This window comes from Microbulbifer mixtoriginis (SeqCode) (genome assembly GCF_052467705.1).
Genome location: NZ_CP174322.1, coordinates 3690092 through 3708577, shown reverse-complemented (window position 1 = coordinate 3708577; position 18486 = coordinate 3690092). Strand labels below are relative to the sequence as shown.

Genomic DNA, 18486 nt, shown 5'->3' with positions numbered 1-18486 from the left:
TTAACCCCTAGAGAGAGTGAGAGCCTGCTGTTGAGTTTCCTGCCAGAAGATCTGAATACAGACCTTGTAGACCTTCACTGCCACAGTACCGCTTCCGACGGTATTTTAAGTCCTACTGAGCTGGTGTCGAGGGCGAAATCTCAAGGTGTGACACTGATGGCACTCACTGACCACGATACGGTGGGCGGTGTAGCTGAGGCACAGTCGGTTGGTGACCAATTAGGCATCACCGTGATGACGGGGATCGAATTCTCCAGCCTTTGGGGGCGGCGCTCCGTCCATGTAGTTGGATTGAATGTTGACCCGGCAGCCGAGTGCTTGCGGCAGGCAATTGCCCTGCGCGAGCGATTGCGCCAAGAGCGCGCCGAGCGGATTGCCGAACGTCTAGAGAAACGCGGTTTTCAGGGCGCTTTGCAGGGGGGGCGTGCGATTGCCGGTGATTCCGTACTGGGGCGGCCGCACTTCGCCCGTTGGCTGGTGCAAGCTGGGCACGTTGAGGACACAGCGCGGGCATTCAAGCGCTATCTGGGCACCGGCAAGATCGGCGATGTGCGCGTGGAGTGGCCACAATTGCAAGAGACTGTAGAAACCATTCAGTCTGCTGGCGGCTCGGCAGTGTTGGCACACCCTCTCAAGTACAGTCTCACTCGAACCCAATTATTGCGTCTGATGACAGAGTTCTACCGCAGTGGCGGGAATGCTATAGAGCTGCTCTGCGGTCGGCAGAACCCCACGCAGACCAGAGAACTGCGCACCCTCATGGCGTTGGCCGTTGGCGATTCCTGCAAAGCTCCATTGTTGAGCTCTTTGGGGAGTGATTTCCACCAGCCGGAGCAGCCCTGGAGGGAGCTGGGCTGTGTGCGTTTACCCGAAGACGTCGAGCCGGTGTGGAATCTGTGGCACACTCTGCACCGGGATCGACCCGGGGAAGCAGTATCTGCCTGACAGTGTGAATTTTCACATCACACCAGAGGGGGAGTCGGCATTGGTCGAACCCTAATCCCCGGCGGGTATCAGAGCCCGCCGCAAGAGGTTTCAATTGATTAAAGCTTGGGGGCTTTGTGGCGCAGTTCTTTCAAATTCATCCGGACAATCCTCAAGGGCGGCTGATCAGTCAGGCCGCAGATATAGTGACTAGTGGTGGGGTGATTGTTTATCCCACTGATTCTGCCTACGCGATAGGCTGCCGATTAGGGGAGAAGCTAGCGGTTGAGCGGATTCGCGCCCTGCGTCAGCTGGATAAAAATCACAACTTTACCCTGATGTGTCGCGATCTTTCCGAGTTAGCCACTTACGCCAAGGTGGATAACCAGATGTTCCGCCTGCTAAAGAACCACACCCCAGGCTCCTATACCTTTATTATGCCAGCCACCGCAGAGGTGCCTCGCCGTCTAATCCACCCCAAGCGCAAAACCATTGGCATTCGCGTGCCCGACAACCCCATTGCTTTGGAGTTGATTGAGGCGGTGGGTGAGCCGTTGATGAGCTGCAGCCTGATTATGCCTGGCGATACGCAGCCGCTGACCGACCCCTATGATATTCGCGACACCCTCGAGCACCAGGTGGAGCTGGTGATTGATGGTGGCTTTTGTGGAATGGAAGCGACTACGGTAATTGACCTGACAGGCGATGAGCCCGAGCTAATTCGCCAGGGCTGTGGCGCCACAGATGAAATACTGGGCTGATTAGTGCCTCACTGGTGTATAATCGGCCGTTTGCGATTTTGAGGGTGGGGCAGGGTGTCCAGTGAAGAACTAATAGCCGAGGTGGAGGAACAGGTACTCGCCGATGTTGCAGCTACCGAATCTGCCGCCCCTGCTGATTCGCCCACGGAAAGCCCGCTCTCCGAGGAGAGCGAAGAGGGCGAAGGCCCTCTCGCACTCGTGTTGGGGGAGGCATTTACCGACCTGCCCCCAGATCTCTTTATTCCACCAGATGCTCTGGAAGTTATCCTGGAAGCCTTCGAAGGCCCACTGGATCTGCTGCTTTACTTAATCCGCCGCCAGAACCTGGATATTTTGGAAATTAACGTCTCGGACATCACCCGCCAGTATATGGCTTATGTGGAGATGATGACGTCGATGCGTTTTGAGTTGGCGGCGGAATATTTGGTGATGGCGGCAATGCTCGCCGAGATCAAGTCGCGCATGCTGTTGCCGCGCCCGCCAGCAGCGGAAGAAGAAGAGGGTGAGGACCCTCGCGCTGCACTGATTCGCCGTCTGCAGGAATACGAGCGCTTCAAAACTGCCGCCGAGGATCTCGATGAAATACCGCGCATGGGCCGCGATATCCATCAGGCGAGTGCCGAAGGACCGGACCGTAATATTACCCGGCCCGACCCAGAGGTGGATCTCAAGGAGGTATTGGTTGCGCTGGCGGATGTGTTGCGCCGCGCCGATATGTTTGAGAGCCACCAAGTGGAACGCGAAAAGCTCTCTACCCGCGAACGTATGACTCAGGTGCTGGATCAGATCCGCCACGGTCAGTTTGTGCCGTTCGTGAGTCTGTTCACCGCAGAAGAGGGGCGCCTTGGCGTGGTGGTGACTTTCCTGGCGGTGATGGAGTTGGTCAAAGAGTCTCTGGTCGAGCTGGTACAAAATGAAGCTTTTGGGCCCATTCATGTGCGCGCAGCTAGCCAGGGCAATGAAGCCGGTGATGATGAACTTGACGAAAGTACAGATGACTCCTACGCAGAAGAGCCGGGGGAAACACCCCAGTTTTCCGATGCCGAGAGTACCTTGAGTCACGACTTGAGTGATCAGGAGTCACATCTTGAGGGGCAGGTGGAGCCCAGAGAAGAAGAGTTGGAACAATAAGATGACAATCGCTCCGGAATTACTGCGCAGAATCCTGGAGGGTGCCTTGTTAGCTTCGGCTCAGCCCCTCAGTGAGGAAAAATTGTTGTCCTTGTTGGACGAGGAGGAGCGCCCCTCCGCCACAACCCTACGGGATGTGCTCGGTGAGATTTCCGAGAGTTGTGCCGGACGCGGTTTTGAGCTGAAAAAAGTTGCCAGTGGTTGGCGCTTCCAGGTGCCGGAAGATCTGGCCCCCTGGGTGAACCGTCTATGGGAGGAAAAAGCGCAAAGGTATTCCCGCGCAACTCTGGAAACATTGGCGATAATTGCCTACCGTCAGCCGGTCACCCGTGGGGATATTGAGGAGATCCGCGGGGTTGCGGTCAGCTCCCAGATAGTGAGAACCCTGTTGGATAGAGGTTGGATCAAGGTGGTTGGACACCGAGATGTGCCCGGTAAGCCCTCCCTCTACGCGACTACCAGGGATTTCCTAGATTATTTCAATCTGTCCTCCCTGGATGACTTGCCCACTTTGGCTGAAATCCGTGATATCGAGAGCTTGAATAAGATTCTCGAATCAGAGGGGCTCCCCCCCGAGGAAATCGCGGCTGCACTCGCCGCTGAGGGAGAGGAACTTTCAGAGGGCGAGCAGGCGAGTGTGGAAACGGAAGAGGAGGCCGGCGCACTGGAAAGTGAGGAGCAGCAGGAATCTGAAGATGCGGAAACGGATACCGATGCTGAGGAGGACGCCCGGGTCGCTGCAGCGCTTGAGGAGATCGCTGCGGAGGCCAATATACAGCTAGAGGCCGATGGCGAGCAGCCCGAGATAGAGACCGAAGCTGCCGAAAGTGATGATGTGGCAGTAGCTGAGTTATCCACAGAGGCGCAAGAAGAGATCAAGGATGAGGCGCCGGAAGATGAATGGGAGTTGGCGCAGACGCAGTCTGAAAGCCCAGAGGCTTCTGAGCCTTTGAGTGTTGACGCCGAGGAGGAGTCAACTCCGGAAAAAGAACATGAAAGCGAAATTGAACAGGACGACGACGTTAGGGAGCCACAAGCCCCTATCGCGGCAACACTGCCCAAAAGCAGCCTGTTTGGTGATATCGACACTGAGGCTGCAATCGATCAAGAGGAGCCGGGAAGTAGCGATGTCGATGAAGATTCCCAAGAAGTAGTGCAAGCGGAAAACACCACCCCATGAGTGATGGCACCTCGCCAGCAGGCGAAAAATTGCAAAAAGTATTAGCGCGCAGCGGCCTGGGGTCGCGGCGTGAGATGGAGCGCGCGATCGATGCGGGTCGCGTGACCGTTAACGGAAAAGTAGCGGAACTCGGCGAACGGGTGACCGGCGCGGACCATATTGAATTTGATGGCCAGGGCTTGCCCTCCAGCGGGGAAAACCGCTGCCGGGTAATCCTATACAACAAACCCGTCGGCGAAATCTGCTCGCGCCACGATCCGGAAGGGCGCCCCACGGTTTACGACCGCCTGCCCCGGCTGAAAACCGGCCGCTGGATATCCGTTGGCCGCCTGGATTTCAACACCAGTGGTCTGCTGCTGTTTACCAATAGTGGCGAGCTGGCCAACAAGTTGATGCACCCCTCATCGGTGATCGATCGCGAATACCTTGTGCGCATCCAGGGAGATGTGGATGAGGAGATGAAGCGACGCCTGCTTAAAGGGGTGCTATTGGATGACGGCTCCGCGCGCTTTACCGATATTGTCGAAAGCGGCGGCGAGGGCAGAAACCGCTGGTTTTACTGCGTGGTGATGGAGGGACGCAATCGCGAGGTGCGCCGTTTGTGGGAGTCCCAGGGGGTGCGCGTGAGCCGCCTGAAGCGGGTGCGCTATGGCAGTGTATTTATTCCATCCCACGTGCGTGTGGGCCAGTGGATTGAGATGGAGCCCAGGGAAATTGACGACCTGTGTATCACCGCCGGTCTGCCCAAGCTGGGCCAGCGACCGCTAACCCAGGGGGAGAAACAGAACCTGGAACGCCAGAGGCGCAAACTGCGTAAGTCACCGGTACCGGCGCAGCGTCGTAATAAGTCCTGATACGGTTACGTTTTTTTACGAAAAAGCCCGCATTCTGCGGGCTTTTTCGTGCTTGGGTGCTAGCTTTAGCCTACGGCTGGTTCTCCTTTTGCTCTTCATTTTCAGGAATTTCTCCAGCCTCTTCTTGCTGTTGATTCTGCATCTCAGACTGTACGCCCTGCGGGCCACCACCCATGGCGTCGTCGACATCGGAGGGAATATCGGACACCGAATTACTGGTGTCATTAGTCTCCTCCTTATTGGCTCCCTCGGTTTTGGTACTGGACTCCATCAGTTGCTTGAGCTTTGCCAGTCCTTGTTCGTAGGACTCCCCCACCATTTTTTTGATGGCCAGCCCCATCCAGCGCTCCCTTGGGCCGCCACCGGTATCGGTATTAAAACTCCAGACAACCTGGGTGCCGCCGTTTTGGGGCATTAACCTGAATTCCGCGGAGGCTTCACTGCCGTCACCAAAATTAAGCTTGTTGAGTACTGTTGAGTCCGGCGTGCTGGCGATGATGGTCTGGGTTCCGCTGCCCTCTTTGGAGTTTTCACCATGCCAGCTCATGGTTGCCCCTACCCCCGTTTCTGGACCGCTGTATTTATATTCCATGGCGGGATCTATATGCCGCCAGGGGGACCAGCTGTTGAATTTTCGATAGTCGTTGACGTAGGGGAATATGGTTTGGGGTGGTTTGTCGATGTAGATATTGCGCTCCAAGGAGACTTCTCGGGGAAACAGATAACCGGCTAGGAGCAGTAGTATCAGAAATACGAAGATATAGAGTATCCAGCGCATAGCGGGGCCCTTTGATATTTTCGGGATCGCTGACCCCGATTGCCGGCGAATAGCCGGCACTAGTCAAGGTTATAGCAGTTCCTCTGCGGTTTAATCGTCGCTGAGATGGATAAGTGGCAGCTTGATCTCGACACAGAGGCCGGCACCGGGGTGATTGCGTGCGGTAATGCTGCCACCGTGATGCAATATCGTGCGCTGGGCGATAGCCAGTCCCAGGCCAAAACCACCACTCTCGCGAGTGCGGGCGCTGTCCGTGCGGTAGAAGGGGCGGAATATGGCTTCTAGGTCGGATTCTTCCACGCCGGAGCCAGAGTCGATTACAGAGATGCTGCAATTGTCTGTGGACTCCTGCACCAGTACCCGCACCAGTCCGTGGCTGGGGCTGTATTTGATCGCATTGCGCAAGATATTCTCTAGCGCTGCGGTCAGGGAGCTGCCGCGAGTAGCGACAAGCAGCTCTTCACCACTGACGCTCATATCAAAGCCGAGATGTTTATCCGTCGCCTCGATCTGCAGGTCGTCGATCAGCGCTGAGAGTAAACTGTTGAGCTCGACTACGTCATCCAGTGGGCGCTGCTCCTGGTTGCTGACCGGCAAGGAGAGAACGTCGGCGATAATATCTTCGAGATAGTCCGCCGCTTTGCCGATTTTATCCAGTTCAGTATCGAGCTCTACAACTTGCTTCTGGCGGGCGATCGCGAGGGCTACCTGCAGTCGTGCCAGGGGCGAGCGCAATTCGTGGGACACATCTTTAATCAGGCGGCGCTGTTCGGACATGGACTCCTGAAGCTGGGCGGTCATGGAGTCGAAGTCCAGTGCCAAGTCGGTCAATTCATCGTTGCGGGTGCGCAGGCTGGGGGCGACCCGGTAATCCAATCCTCCGGCGGCGACACGCTTGGTGGCGGCGCGCAGTTGTTCTAAAGGTCGGCTCAGGTAGCTGGCCAGCCAATAACAGGCAATGCCTGAGGCAATCATCGAGAGCAGCAGCATGGGCCAGAAGTTGCGCCAAAGGAATCGCAGTAGCAGCCCCTCTTTACTATCTCCGGCAACCAGGGCAATACGTAGAGGGTCGCCTGTGCGCAGTGGCAGGAAGAAGCCCACGGTAGGTTTGTTATCCACCAGCATATGGGCCTCGCGATTACGGTAGTCGAGGCTGTTGATCAGCGGCGCCATGTTCTGTGGCAACGGTCGCCCCAGCAGGTCGTTGCCTTCGCTATCTATTGCGTACACCCGCCGCTTGACCTTTTTGGGTGCGCGCTCCAGCCAGTGCTGAAACTGCTCGGGCCCATGGCGGCGGGCGATACGCATATTGCGCATGACTTCTCGAAACAGTGCGGGCCCCTCCCAGCGCTCCTCCTGGCGGGGGTCACCAAATTCGCCAAAATGGGTAATGTAAATGGCGGCAACCACCATCACCATGGCGGTGATCCATGCGCCAAAAAACATTTTCCAGAAGAGGCTGCGCATTTTGATACTACCTACTGCTTGGCCTGGGTGAGCATATAACCGGCGCCGCGGATATTGATAATCAGGTCGCGGCTGGCGCCTTTGTCCGCGAGTTTCTTGCGAATGTTGCTGACATGTACATCGATGGAGCGGTCGTAGGGCATCAGTTTGCGCCCCAGGGCATTCTCGGTGAGTACCTCTTTGCCCACTACATCCCCAGCGCTTTGTACTAACACCTTGAGCACAGAAAATTCGGCCCCTGTCAGAGATAGGGCCTGGTCACTCCAATAGGCCTGATGCTCGGTTGGTAGCAGGCGTAACGGGCCGCTGCTAAGGCTATCGTCGTTATTTTCTACCTCAACCCGACCGCGACGCAAGATTGCGCGCAGGCGCGCCGCCAACTCGCGGGGATTACAGGGTTTGGGTAAGTAGTCGTCGGCACCCATTTCCAGGCCCACGATTCGGTCTACGGTGTCCCCTTTGGCGGTCAGCATAATAACCGGCAGGGAGCGGCTGGTGGGAGAGGCCTCCTCGCGCAGCTTGCGCAGTACATCAAAGCCATTGTGCACCGGTAGCATCACATCTAACACCAGGGCATCAAAGGGCTGGCTCTGGGCCAATTCCAATCCGCGGCCACCGTCGTTGGCGGCAGTTACATCAAAGCCCTCTCCGGTGAGGTACTCCCTCAGCAGATCAGTTAATTCTGTGTCGTCGTCGATTAGAAGGATGCGGCTCATGATGTTCTCTCAATTGCTGTGGGGCCATTATATGCAAAGCGTTGGCGCTAGTTATCACAGCTCTGCGGCCTTTTTACCGTTCTTAACAAATGTTTACCGGGGTTTGCCCCTGTTTACACAGGCCCGACTTACTATGAAATCACTGAATACAAACGTGAGGACGGAGTGATGAAAAACTGGAAGCTGGTGCTGAGTAGCCTGGCCTTGGCCGGAGTAATGGCTGCCCCTGTAGCTACTATGGCGTTTGGCGCAGAGGAAGGCCATCACAAGCGCGGATATGAGTATATGGCGCGCAAGCTGGAACTGACTGAGGGCCAGAAAGCGCAGTTGAAGGCTAACAGAGACAGCAATAGCGAAAGCAGGAATGCCCAGCGCCAGCAGTTACAAGAGCTGCGCAAGCAAATCCATACCGCCCTGGAGAGCGGTGCAGACCAGGCCACCCTAGACCAGCTCGGGACCGAATTGGGCAAGTTGCAGGTGCAAAAAATGCAGAACCACTTCCAACTGCGCCAGCAGTTCGAAGCGATCCTCACGGATGAGCAGAAAGCAAAATTTGAAGAGTTGAAAGAGCATCGCAAAGAGCGCCGTGTAAAGTGGCGTGAGGAGCGCCTTGAGCGCCGCGCTACAGAGAGCTGATTTCCCCAAATCGCAGACTCCTTGTGCGATCCACCGGGCGCACCCTTCCCCAGAGGCCCGGTCGGTTCATAACCCTTTGCCCCCACAATTATGGGGGCTTTTTTGTGTCGAGGTATAGCCTTGGCCAGCTTGCCGTGCCCCGCCTTTGCTGGGAGAATACGCCGCCCCGCCAATAGGTATCTAGTGTGGCCCGGTTTGGGCGAAGAGGAATGACTGTGAGCAAAATCGGCTTGTTTTATGGCAGTGATGAAGGCAACACCGAATCTGTAGCCCTGCGTATTCGCGCCCGCCTGGGTGAGGAGCGGGTGGACCTGTTTGATATAGCCGATGTCACACAGTTGGACATTGCCAACTACGAGCAGCTGATTTTTGGTATTCCCACCTGGGATTTCGGCCAGATCCAATCCGATTGGGAGGAGTTCTGGGAGGATGTGCAGGAAATCGACTTCAGCGGCAAGACGGTGGCCCTGTTTGGCCTGGGCGACCAGTTTGGTTATGGCGATTATTTCTTAGACGCTATGGGCATGTTACACGATGTGATTGTCGGTCGGGGAGCGGCCATTGTCGGTTTGTGGTCGATCGAAGGCTATGAGTTTGAGGCCTCCAAAGCGGAGATCGAGGGCGAAGGCAAATTTATGGGGCTCGCTATTGATGAAGACCAGCAGGAAGAGATGACTGCCGAGCGTCTCAATCTCTGGTGCAAACAGATAGCCGACGAGTTTAATCTTGAAGGCGGTGCGGCCAGTGTCGTTGAGCTGGATGACTAAATCTACATGTCACAGACGATCCCCTTTAAAGATTTCTGGCCCTGGCTGGCCGAGCATCCCAACTGCATTCTCCGGGCCGGCACTCCAGAGAGCGTCGTTTACGATGATGATGACTACTACTGGCGCTTTGCAGAGGAGGATACCCGCACACTGCTTGTACAAGTGATGCGCGGCAAACGCCCGGTAGCGGAGTTTTTTATCGAGCCCTCACACATTGCTTCTGTACAGGTGGGCCCAGGGGAAAGGGGAGAGTATAACTTCGATTTGATGACAGAAATCCATGGGCAGATGCAGGTGATTTATTATTTTGTGCTGTCACATGGCTTAGACGAGCCAGTGAGTCCCGTCGAGGAGCCCCCCCAGGCTTCAGGGCAGCTCCACTAAAAGATCGTTTATCTGATCTTGGATTTGAAGTACCAGTTGATAAATCAACTGGTACTAAGGAGACCGGAGTGGTATTAACTTATTACAGGTTTACAGCTGGGTGTTTTTCTACTGACCCAACACCAATATGCTTATCAAGAAAAGCTAGTAGTTCTGTATAAAGTTTCATATTGTTTTTTTCATTATAAAACCCATGTCCTTCATTGGCGACAATAAGGCTTTTTGCGGGCTTTCCTTCTTTCTCAAGTTTTTCCAATAGCTCCTCTGCGTGCTCAACCGGCACTCGCTCATCTTTCTCACCGTGAATAATAAACAAGGGAATATTGAGTTTGTCAGTATTGTGGATTGGGGAGTTTTCCCTAAGGAAGTTCTTATCTTTGCTCAGCTCCCTTTTAAGGTAGGCTAACCCCCTATCGCGACGTTTGATGTCCCCCTTCTTATACATCATCTCCAGATCATAAACACCTACATAGCCGGCGGCACACTTATACAAGTCTGGGTATCTGATCGGATTCATTAGGGCGGAGTAACCCCCAAAGCTGGCACCGTAAATGCAAACTCTCTCTGGGTCTGCATAGCCTTTTTCTACTGCCCAGTGAACGGCGTCGGCTATGTCCTTTTGAATTTTGCCTCCCCACTCACGCTCTCCGGCTGTGTAAAAATGGTCTCCATAGCCTGTGGAACCACGGAAATTAACCTGGAGAAACAGGTAGCCATTTTGGGAAAGTATTTGTGCTTCTTGTTCGTATCCCCAATAGTCACGGGCATGGGGCCCACCATGTGGCACTACTACCATAGGCAGATTTTTAGTTTGTCCTTTGGGAAACGTCAGATAGGTGCCTATTCTCATGTTATCTGTGGTGACGAATGACTCAGCTCGCATTGAGTTTAGAGTTTCAGGGGCAAGCCATTCTGATGATGACAATAGAAAATCTACTTTCTTAGTCTTCAAGTTTGCTAAGAAATAATCCCCTGGAAGTCGGTCTCCATAAACTTTTAATATTCCTAAAGAGCCATCACTGGTGAAGCTTGTAAAGTTTATTCTGTAGCCCTCAAAAGCCTTTTTTAAACCACGGAAATAAGCTGCAAATCCATCGCCCTCATCAAAAAAGTACTCTTCAGGGTAGTCGGGGTGCAGGTAAACCCCGATGGGTTTATCACTTTTGGGGTGGTAAATTACTGCGCTAATGTCGGAAATATCGTGGGAAAATATTTGAGTTAATTTGTTTGTTTTAGTGTTAAATTTAACTAGTTGCTCCGTATCGTTAGGGCGGTCTATTTCAAAATAGAAATCCCCTGTTTCTAGATTGCCTCCCCTTGGCCAGCTACGATTTAAAATAGAGTTTTCTAGTTTTTCCCATCCTATTTTAGATTTCTTGTAAAGTTCGCGTTCACCATTTCTGTTGCTGCCGGTAGCGAAGGTTAAATTCCCGTTTCTGTCAGTGTGGGCGCGTCCTACCTGAGGAAGTCCTGTTATTCTTTTTTGTACGCCATTATAAATGTTTACTTCGAGGATTTCTCCTATTGTTTCCCAGTCCTTAGCCCAGGGGGAGGTGGAGATCAATATTTTATTTTTTTCTTTAGGGAGGGTATCAATGATTGTTGGGTGGGCATATGTGGATTCGGCCTTTTTTAAGCGAGATCCGACTTGGCGCTCTCCCGCCAAGTGTCCGAATATGTTTTTGCCTCTAGTGCCATCATAGTTAATGGCAAATAGTGAGCCATAAAATATTGGTGTCTCTAATGCCGCTTCCCTTGATACGACTTCAGTAACAATCCGTTCATTGTTAGCCCAGTAGAAATCGCCGACTTCTTCCTTGCTTCTAAAGCGCAGATGGCCAGTGATCTTTAGAGGGTTGATAGACATAAAAACCAGTATTCTCTCCCCCTCATATAATTTTTTAATGGCTAAATGGGTACCAGTTGGAGAAATTTTTACTTCTTGTATATCTGTATGCCGTACCAAGTCGGACAAGCTAACTTGCCCAGAAAGTGCGAGAGAGGGCCACAGGAAAAAAAGAAATAACAGCTTGCGCATCACTAAAATCCTTGTCATTGATTTTTCTATTATGAATGACAAGGGAAATGAATAAAATAGTGTGGACGCCTAGTGGAGGCGCCCACTAATTAAAAAGTCAGTAAAGATAAATTATTTACTTACTAAGTCTTCAGTCTCTCTATCCGACTTATGCTGATCAAACCAGTACAAAATAGAAGCCACTTTCGCAATCATCTGGCTGGGTCTTGCGGCAATACTGTGAGAGGCGCCTGGAATTCGTACCATTGCCGCTTCCACATCGTTCAACTTCAGTGCCTGGTAAAACTGCTCTGTTTCGGACATCGGTGTGCGGTAGTCCTCCTCTCCGGTGAGCAGCATGGTTGGCGTAGTGACATTGCCCACATAAGTCAGCGGTGAGCGGCGACGATATTCCTCCGGCTTTTCCCAGGGCATGCCTGAGAACCAGTATTTGGTAAAGAACCTGGAGTAATCTGCAGTTAAAACGAAGCTCTCCCAGTTGATTACCGGTTTGGCAACTACTGCTGCGCGGAATCGGTCAGTTTTGCCAATAATCCAGGCCGTTAGGGTGCCGCCGCCGCTGCCGCCGGTAACGAATAATTGCCCCTCATCGATATAACCTTGGTCGATTACTGCATCGACGCCGGCCATTAAATCGTCGTAATCCTGGCTCGGGTAATTGTGATGAATCAGGTTGGCAAATTCATGCCCGTAGCTGGTGGAGCCCCGTGGGTTTGTGTAGAGAACTACATAGCCGGCGGCGGCAAAAAGCTGCACCTCGGCGGCAAACCGGGGGCCATAGTTAGAGAAGGGCCCGCCGTGAATTTCCAACAGTAGGGGATATTTTTTCTTCGGGTCGAAATTGGGCGGGTAGGCGACCCAGCCTTGTATATCGCGGCCATCAAAACTGGACTTGTAATTGATCTCCTCCACGCGGGCCATATTGCGCAACGGCATCACATCGTTATTGAGGCTGGTCAGCGCTTTTACTTTGCCGTTGTGGGCCAAAGCCAGCTCTGCCGGATGTTGCGGATTAGTTTGCGTGTAAGCAATAGCTCCGCGTTTGGATGTGGCAAAGTGAGTGCCCGAGTAGGGCCGCCCCAGCGATAGACCACCAGCATCACTGGCGACTACGGTGTCACTGCCACCAATTTTTTTAATGGCAATTTTTGTGGAGCCCTGATCGTCGTAGCTGTAAGCGATACGTTTGCTGTCGCCGAGCCAGTCGAAGCTGGAGATGCTGCGGTCTTTAGCGGTTTGGACTTTGCGGGACTTGCCGCTGTCGAGATCGATGATGCGCAGGCTGTGTTGTTGGTACCCGAGCCGTTGATCCTCGAATCCCAGGTAGGCGAGCTTTTTACCATCGGGGGAAATCTGCGGATGGTGATCGGGCCCGAATCTTTCGGTGATCTGCTCGATGTTGCCATCCTTGAGATTTACTCTATAAATTTCAGAGTTCATCAGTTCGATCTCGTGATCGGGGTGGCGGTTTGCAGAAAAGTAAATAGCGTCGTTGTTTTTACTCCAGGCGAGACTACTGCCGTGATCGAACTCACCGCTGGTAAGCTGACGCGGCGTGCCGCCCTCACGGGGGATGACAAATACCTGGGTGTGCCCCTGCTTGAGATAACCCATGCCGTCCGCACGATAAATACTGCGGTCGATAAACTGAGGTGGTTTTGCCCACTCTGCGCCCTCGGGGGCACCGGGTAGTTCAACCGGGAGCGGTTTGCTCTCGGGCACAAACATGGTGAAGGCAATTTGTTTGCCGTCTCGTGACCACTGAATATTTGAAGGGGATTTTGGCAGGTGGGAGATCTGCAGATTTTGGCCGTTGTCGAGCCACAATAGGTGTATCTGGGGGCTGCCGCTGCGGGAACTTATAAAGGCAATTGTTTTACCGTCCGGGGATAGGCGCGGCGAATAATCAGAGTAATCTCCTGAGGTCAGTGGGCGGTGGTCCTTGCCGTCGGCACTGATGCGCCACAGGTTTGCCCGCTTGTTGTCCGCCATTTTGTTCATGGAGTTGCGGACGTAGTAAATACTCTTTCCGTCGTTACTGAACTGAGGGTCGCTGGCATACTCAAGATTGAATACATCCTCATAGCTGAAGTTAGTGGGTTGCTCTTCAGCGAGGGCAGGACTGGCGATTAATATCGCCGCGGCTATTTTCAATAGTCTGTTCATGATCTGCGGGCTCCTCCATTTTGTTATCGGGAGGAGCATACCGCAGAGGCAGTTGGTTAGGAGGCGAATAAGCCGATCCGTGTATTTAGTGGGATAGTCCGTGCAATTAATAAATAATTATCGTCTGGGGCAGTAAGCTCAGGTTAGAAGCTCCCTAAGTACTTCCCGATAGATTTCCTTAAGTATATCCAAATCGTCGGCTTTGACTCTCTCATCAACTTTGTGAATAGTGGCATTGACCGGCCCCAGTTCCACTACTTGCGCTCCTGTTGGAGCGATAAAGCGGCCATCGGAAGTGCCCCCGGCCGTCGATAATTCTGTTTCCTTTCCTGTGATTTTTTGAATCGCTTGCTCTACAGCGTGGACCAGTGGACCCTCGGCAGTGAGGAAGGGGTGCCCGGACAAATTAAAGTTCGCTTCATATTTTAAGTTGTACTTATCCAGGATTGCTCGGGCACGGGCCTCCAGTTCTTCGGCGGTGGATTCTGTAGAAAAGCGCCAGTTACAGAGCAGATCCACCTCACCGGGAATCACATTGGTTGCTCCTGTACCTCCGCTAATGTTGGAAACTTGGAAGCTGGTGGCTGGGAAAAATTGGTTGCCCTGATCCCACTCTTCTGCGGCCAGTTCAGCGAGAGCTGGGGCCAAATTATGAATTGGGTTTTCCGCCAGATGTGGATAGGCCACATGTCCCTGTACACCGAAGACTTTTAATTCAAGGCCCAGGGAGCCGCGTCTTCCATTCTTGATAATATCGCCGACGCGCTCGCTGCTGGAGGGCTCACCGACAATACAGCAGTCTATTTTTTCTCCCTGCTCCTCAAGCCACTCAACGACTTTGACTGTGCCGTTGATTGCCGGCCCCTCTTCGTCGCTGGTGATCAAAAAGGCGATGCGACCTCTGTGATCAGAGTGTTGCTGGATAAACTCCTCGCAGGCCACCACCATTGCTGCCAGTGAACCCTTCATATCGGCCGCGCCGCGACCATACAGAAAGCCATCGCGGATTTCGGGTTCGAAGGGTGGGCTGCTCCAGTTTTCCTCCGGCCCGCTCGGCACGACATCGGTGTGACCGGCAAAGGCAAGTAGAGGGCCTTTGCTTTGCCCGTTACGCACCGCCCAAAAATTATCGGTATCGCCACGGCGCAACTTTGTCACCTTGAACCCAATTTTTTCCAGCCGCTCAATCATCTGATCCATACAGCCTGCGTCCTCGGGAGTTACGGAGCGACGGCGGATAAGGTCAAAGGCCAGTTGCAGTGTGGGGGTCACGGAATAATCCTTTTAGTTGATCAGGTGCGTTGTTATCGGAATTTATGCAGATGGAGAGCGGGCGGGGCCGGGGCCCCGCAGGGTCAGGTTTTAATTGCTGTGCAGAGCTGCATTCAACTCAATGGCACTCTTATTCGTTAAACATTCAACGGCGCCATTGGTGGAATTTCTGCGGAACAGGAGGTCGGATTTTCCGGCCAATTCGCGTGCTTTGATATATTCGACCAGTTTGCCGCTGTCGTCCAGTAGGGCCACTTTGGTCCCAGCGGTGATATATAAACCTGCTTCCACGGTGCAGCGATCCCCCAGGGGGATGCCGATACCGGCGTTGGCACCCAGCAGGCAGTTGTCGCCCACGGAAATCACTATGTTTCCGCCGCCGGAGAGAGTACCCATGGTAGAGCTGCTGCCACCCAGATCGGAGCCAGCACCGACAAAAACGCCGGCCGAGATGCGGCCTTCGATCATGCCCGGTCCCTCGGTGCCCGCGTTAAAGTTGACGAAGCCCTCGTGCATGATCGTGGTGCCCTCACCGAGATAGGCGCCGAGACGCACACGCGCGGTGTGGGCGATACGCACGCCCGTGGGCACCACGTAATTGGTCATCTTGGGAAATTTGTCGACACAGGCAACTTCCAGGTGCTCTCCATTCAGGCGCGCTTCCAGTTGGCGCTGTGGCAGTTCTTCCAAGTCGATTGCGCCCTGATTGGTCCAGGCCACATTGACAAGTTTGCCGAAGATACCTTCGAGATTCGTTTCGTGGGGTTTCACCAGCCGGTGGGAAAGCAAATGTAATTTTAAATACGCTTCAGGTACTGTCTGTGGCGCCTCGTCGCTGGAAAGTACGGCCACTACCAGAGGTCGGTGGCTGTTGGCGAACTGCTGTAGGATCTCCGCCTGTTCGCCCGCCCCGGCGCTGTGCAGTTTTTCAGTGAGGCTGTGGAGCAGGGTCGCGTCGAGAGGCAGGCTGTGGTTGCCGCTTTCGATATGTAGGGTCTCGGTTACCGCTTTGGCTATTTCTGCACTGGGTTTCAAAAGCGGTTTTGGATAGAAGACTTCCAGCCAGTCGCCCTTGCTATTACAGGTACCAACGCCGAATCCAATGCTGTAGATATCGCTCATATTTTTCTCCTAGTTGGCTTGGCCGGTAAGTGCGGCGAACTCTTGCTCTTTAAAACCGAAGTGGGTAGTGCCGCCTGAGGTGGTCACTGGGCGCTTGATCAGGGTGGGGGTCTCGATGGCCAGGGTCAAAGCGCTGGTGTTGTCCATTGTGTTTTTCTGCGCTTCGCTCAGGGCGCGCCAACTGGTGGAGCGGCGATTCAGTACTTCCTGCCAGCCAAATTTATTCAGCCAGGCTTTTAGGGGCACATTGTCCATGCCGTCTTCACGGAAATCGTGAAATTGATAGTCGACCCCATTCTTCTCCAGCCATTTGCGGGCTTTTTTTACGGTGTCGCAGTTTTTAATGCCGTACAGAGTAATCACAGTTACGCCTTTTTGGTTTTCTTGGGGTTTTTGCGGTTGGGGTAGCAGGTGGTGCAGATTTCGCAGACTGTGCCGTCACAGCCGCGTGCCGAGCAGTACTCGCGGCCATAAAAAATAATCTGCAGGTGCAATTTATTCCACTTTTCTCTGGGGAATAGCCTTTTTAGATCTTTCTCGGTCTGGGTGACATTTTTACCGCTGGTGAGTCCCCAGCGCTGCGCCAGGCGGTGAATATGGGTGTCCACAGGGAAGGCCGGGTGGCCAAATGCCTGGGACATTACCACACTTGCTGTCTTGTGACCGACGCCGGGCAGGGTTTCCAGGGCGGCCATATTTTCCGGCACTTTACTGTGGTATTCGTTGACGAGAATTTGTGACAGCTTGCTGATGGCTTTGGATTTTTGCGGTGATAAACCGCAGGGGCGGATAACCGCTTGAATATCCTCCACGGGTACTAGAGCCATATCCTCCGGGTTGTCGGCCAACTGCCAGAGGGCGGGGGTGATCTGGTTTACACGCTCATCGGTACACTGCGCCGAGAGTAGTACGGCGACTAACAAGGTGTAGGAGTCTTTGTGATCGAGCGGAATCGGGGTCTGCGGATAGAGTTCTTCCAGGCGCTGTAGAATAAAATCCACGCGCTCTTGCTTGAGTAAATTTTTTACTGCCATTCTCGTCTGTGCCTGGGGGGCTCCTGGGTTACGGTGTCTGTTGGATTAGTTCGTCTGTCAGGTTTGCCGGCAAAATTCCTTGATGCGCTCTGCAGCCTCTATGCATTCTTCCAATGTGGCCACCAGGGCCATGCGTACATACTCGCTGCCTGGATTTACTCCCTCGCTATTGCGGGCGAGGAAAGAGCCTGGCAAAACCGTGATATTTTGCTGGCGGTATAGCTCTCTGGCGAACTCCTCCCCGTTGCCGACTCGCGGCCACAGGTAAAAGCTGGCCTGTGGTTTTTGTACTTCTAAGCAGCCGTCGAGAATATCGAGCACCGCGTCGAACTTTTGTCGGTAGAGTGCGCGATTTTCGTGTACGTGCTCTTCATCTTGCCAGGCGGTAATAGAGGCGTATTGGTTGGGCAGTGGCATTGCGCAGCCGTGGTAGGTGCGATAGAGCAGGAATTTCTCCAGCAGCTGAGCGTCGCCGGCAACAAACCCGGAGCGCAGCCCCGCCAAATTGGAGCGCTTCGACAGGCTGTGAAAAACCACACAGCGGCGATAGTCGCTGCGGCCCATTTGCTCGCAGGCTTGCAGCAGCCCGGCCGGCGGCGCGCTCTCATCGAAATAGAGTTCCGAGTAGCACTCATCCGAGGCGATGGTGAAGTCGTAGCGGTCTGCAAGTTCGATGAGTAATTGCAAATCGTCAATCTCTAGCAGGGCACCGGTGGGATTGCCCGGTGAACACAGGTAGAGCAGTTCACACTGCTGCCATACCGATTCGGGCACTGAGTTGAAGTCCGGTTTGAAACTATTGTCAGCGAGGCAGTTGATAAAGTGCGGCTCGGCGCCGGCGAGCAGGGCCGCTCCCTCGTAAATCTGGTAGAAGGGGTTGGGCATCAGTACTTTACTACCCGGCGTGACCGTGGCCTGTGCGAAGGCGAATAACGCTTCGCGGGTGCCGTTTACTGGCAGCACCTGGGAATCGGCACTCACCTGTTTGAGTTGGTAACGGGCGCACAGCCAATCGGCAATTGCCTGGCGCAGGGGTTCAAGGCCTATGGTGAGCGGGTAGGCGGAGATTTTATCCAGGTGCGCGACTAGCGCTCTCTGTACGAATTTGGGCGGCTCGTGTTTCGGTTCGCCGATGGAGAGGGCGATATGGGGTTTGTTCGCCGGCTGCAGGCCCGCTTTCAGTGCCTGTAACTTGGAAAAAGGGTAGGGCTGCAGCTTGTCCAGGTTTGGATTCATGGCGTTCTTATCCGCTCGTC

General features: G+C 53.9%; 18 protein-coding genes. 8 read left to right on the top strand and 10 right to left on the bottom strand.

The window, feature by feature from the left end; all coding sequences use genetic code 11:
- Positions 1–30: 30 nt before the first annotated feature.
- From ACJJIB_RS16230 to rluB, 5 genes are all read left to right on the top strand, one after another.
- On the top strand, positions 31–945 hold the full coding sequence (locus ACJJIB_RS16230) for a PHP domain-containing protein (RefSeq protein WP_444886838.1): 915 nt from the start codon (positions 31–33) through the stop codon (positions 943–945).
- Between the two features lie 116 nt (positions 946–1061).
- Positions 1062–1685 carry an L-threonylcarbamoyladenylate synthase gene (locus ACJJIB_RS16225; RefSeq protein WP_252082697.1) on the top strand — a complete coding sequence of 208 codons (624 nt, stop codon included), beginning with the start codon at positions 1062–1064 and terminating at the stop codon, positions 1683–1685.
- 72 nt (positions 1686–1757) lie between these two features.
- Positions 1758–2816 carry a segregation and condensation protein A gene (locus tag ACJJIB_RS16220; protein WP_444888939.1) on the top strand — a complete coding sequence of 353 codons (1059 nt, stop codon included), beginning with the start codon at positions 1758–1760 and terminating at the stop codon, positions 2814–2816.
- Between the two features lies 1 nt (position 2817).
- Positions 2818–3996: an SMC-Scp complex subunit ScpB gene (gene scpB / locus ACJJIB_RS16215; RefSeq protein WP_444886837.1), complete on the top strand. Its 1179-nt coding sequence runs from the start codon at positions 2818–2820 to the stop codon at positions 3994–3996.
- The gene (gene rluB / locus ACJJIB_RS16210; protein ID WP_252082694.1) at positions 3993–4850 is read left to right on the top strand and encodes a 23S rRNA pseudouridine(2605) synthase RluB; all 858 of its coding nucleotides are present in this window, start codon (positions 3993–3995) and stop codon (positions 4848–4850) included. The genes scpB and rluB overlap by 4 nt, the downstream gene beginning before the upstream one ends.
- Positions 4851–4920: 70 nt before the next feature.
- On the opposite strand, the gene ACJJIB_RS16205 is transcribed toward rluB, so the two are convergent.
- The 3 genes from ACJJIB_RS16205 to ACJJIB_RS16195 form a co-directional block, all read right to left on the bottom strand.
- A complete protein-coding gene (locus tag ACJJIB_RS16205; RefSeq protein WP_444886836.1) occupies positions 4921–5628 on the bottom strand; it encodes an SRPBCC family protein in 708 nt (235 codons plus the stop codon).
- Between the two features lie 90 nt (positions 5629–5718).
- Positions 5719–7095 carry an ATP-binding protein gene (locus ACJJIB_RS16200; protein ID WP_444886835.1) on the bottom strand — a complete coding sequence of 459 codons (1377 nt, stop codon included), beginning with the start codon at positions 7093–7095 and terminating at the stop codon, positions 5719–5721.
- Positions 7096–7106: 11 nt separating this feature from the next.
- Positions 7107–7811 (bottom strand): response regulator transcription factor, encoded by a 705-nt coding sequence (locus tag ACJJIB_RS16195; protein WP_252082689.1) that lies wholly within the window; start codon positions 7809–7811, stop codon positions 7107–7109.
- A gap of 168 nt (positions 7812–7979) precedes the next feature.
- Here ACJJIB_RS16195 and ACJJIB_RS16190 point away from each other — a divergent pair, with 168 nt between their 5' ends.
- From ACJJIB_RS16190 to ACJJIB_RS16180, 3 genes are all read left to right on the top strand, one after another.
- Positions 7980–8447, top strand: coding sequence for a Spy/CpxP family protein refolding chaperone (locus ACJJIB_RS16190; RefSeq protein WP_444884169.1), 468 nt, complete (start codon positions 7980–7982; stop codon positions 8445–8447).
- 215 nt (positions 8448–8662) lie between these two features.
- Positions 8663–9214, top strand: a complete 552-nt coding sequence (locus tag ACJJIB_RS16185) for a flavodoxin (protein WP_444885897.1) — start codon at positions 8663–8665, stop codon at positions 9212–9214.
- A 6-nt stretch (positions 9215–9220) separates the two neighbouring features.
- Entirely contained in the window at positions 9221–9598 is a 378-nt protein-coding gene (locus ACJJIB_RS16180) for a hypothetical protein (RefSeq protein WP_444884170.1), read from the top strand.
- Between the two features lie 82 nt (positions 9599–9680).
- On the opposite strand, the gene ACJJIB_RS16175 is transcribed toward ACJJIB_RS16180, so the two are convergent.
- The 7 genes from ACJJIB_RS16175 to dapC form a co-directional block, all read right to left on the bottom strand.
- The gene (locus tag ACJJIB_RS16175; protein ID WP_444884171.1) at positions 9681–11636 is read right to left on the bottom strand and encodes an alpha/beta hydrolase family protein; all 1956 of its coding nucleotides are present in this window, start codon (positions 11634–11636) and stop codon (positions 9681–9683) included.
- Positions 11637–11747: 111 nt separating this feature from the next.
- Positions 11748–13802: an alpha/beta hydrolase family protein gene (locus ACJJIB_RS16170; protein ID WP_444886834.1), complete on the bottom strand. Its 2055-nt coding sequence runs from the start codon at positions 13800–13802 to the stop codon at positions 11748–11750.
- A gap of 138 nt (positions 13803–13940) precedes the next feature.
- A complete protein-coding gene (gene dapE, locus ACJJIB_RS16165; RefSeq protein WP_444886833.1) occupies positions 13941–15074 on the bottom strand; it encodes a succinyl-diaminopimelate desuccinylase in 1134 nt (377 codons plus the stop codon).
- 90 nt (positions 15075–15164) lie between these two features.
- On the bottom strand, positions 15165–16196 hold the full coding sequence (dapD, locus tag ACJJIB_RS16160) for a 2,3,4,5-tetrahydropyridine-2,6-dicarboxylate N-succinyltransferase (protein WP_444886832.1): 1032 nt from the start codon (positions 16194–16196) through the stop codon (positions 15165–15167).
- Between the two features lie 9 nt (positions 16197–16205).
- Positions 16206–16559, bottom strand: coding sequence for an ArsC family reductase (locus ACJJIB_RS16155; RefSeq protein WP_444886831.1), 354 nt, complete (start codon positions 16557–16559; stop codon positions 16206–16208).
- A gap of 2 nt (positions 16560–16561) precedes the next feature.
- Positions 16562–17230 carry an endonuclease III gene (gene nth, locus ACJJIB_RS16150; RefSeq protein ID WP_252082677.1) on the bottom strand — a complete coding sequence of 223 codons (669 nt, stop codon included), beginning with the start codon at positions 17228–17230 and terminating at the stop codon, positions 16562–16564.
- 57 nt (positions 17231–17287) lie between these two features.
- Positions 17288–18466 carry a succinyldiaminopimelate transaminase gene (gene dapC, locus ACJJIB_RS16145; protein WP_444886830.1) on the bottom strand — a complete coding sequence of 393 codons (1179 nt, stop codon included), beginning with the start codon at positions 18464–18466 and terminating at the stop codon, positions 17288–17290.
- Between the last annotated feature and the right edge of the window lie 20 nt (positions 18467–18486).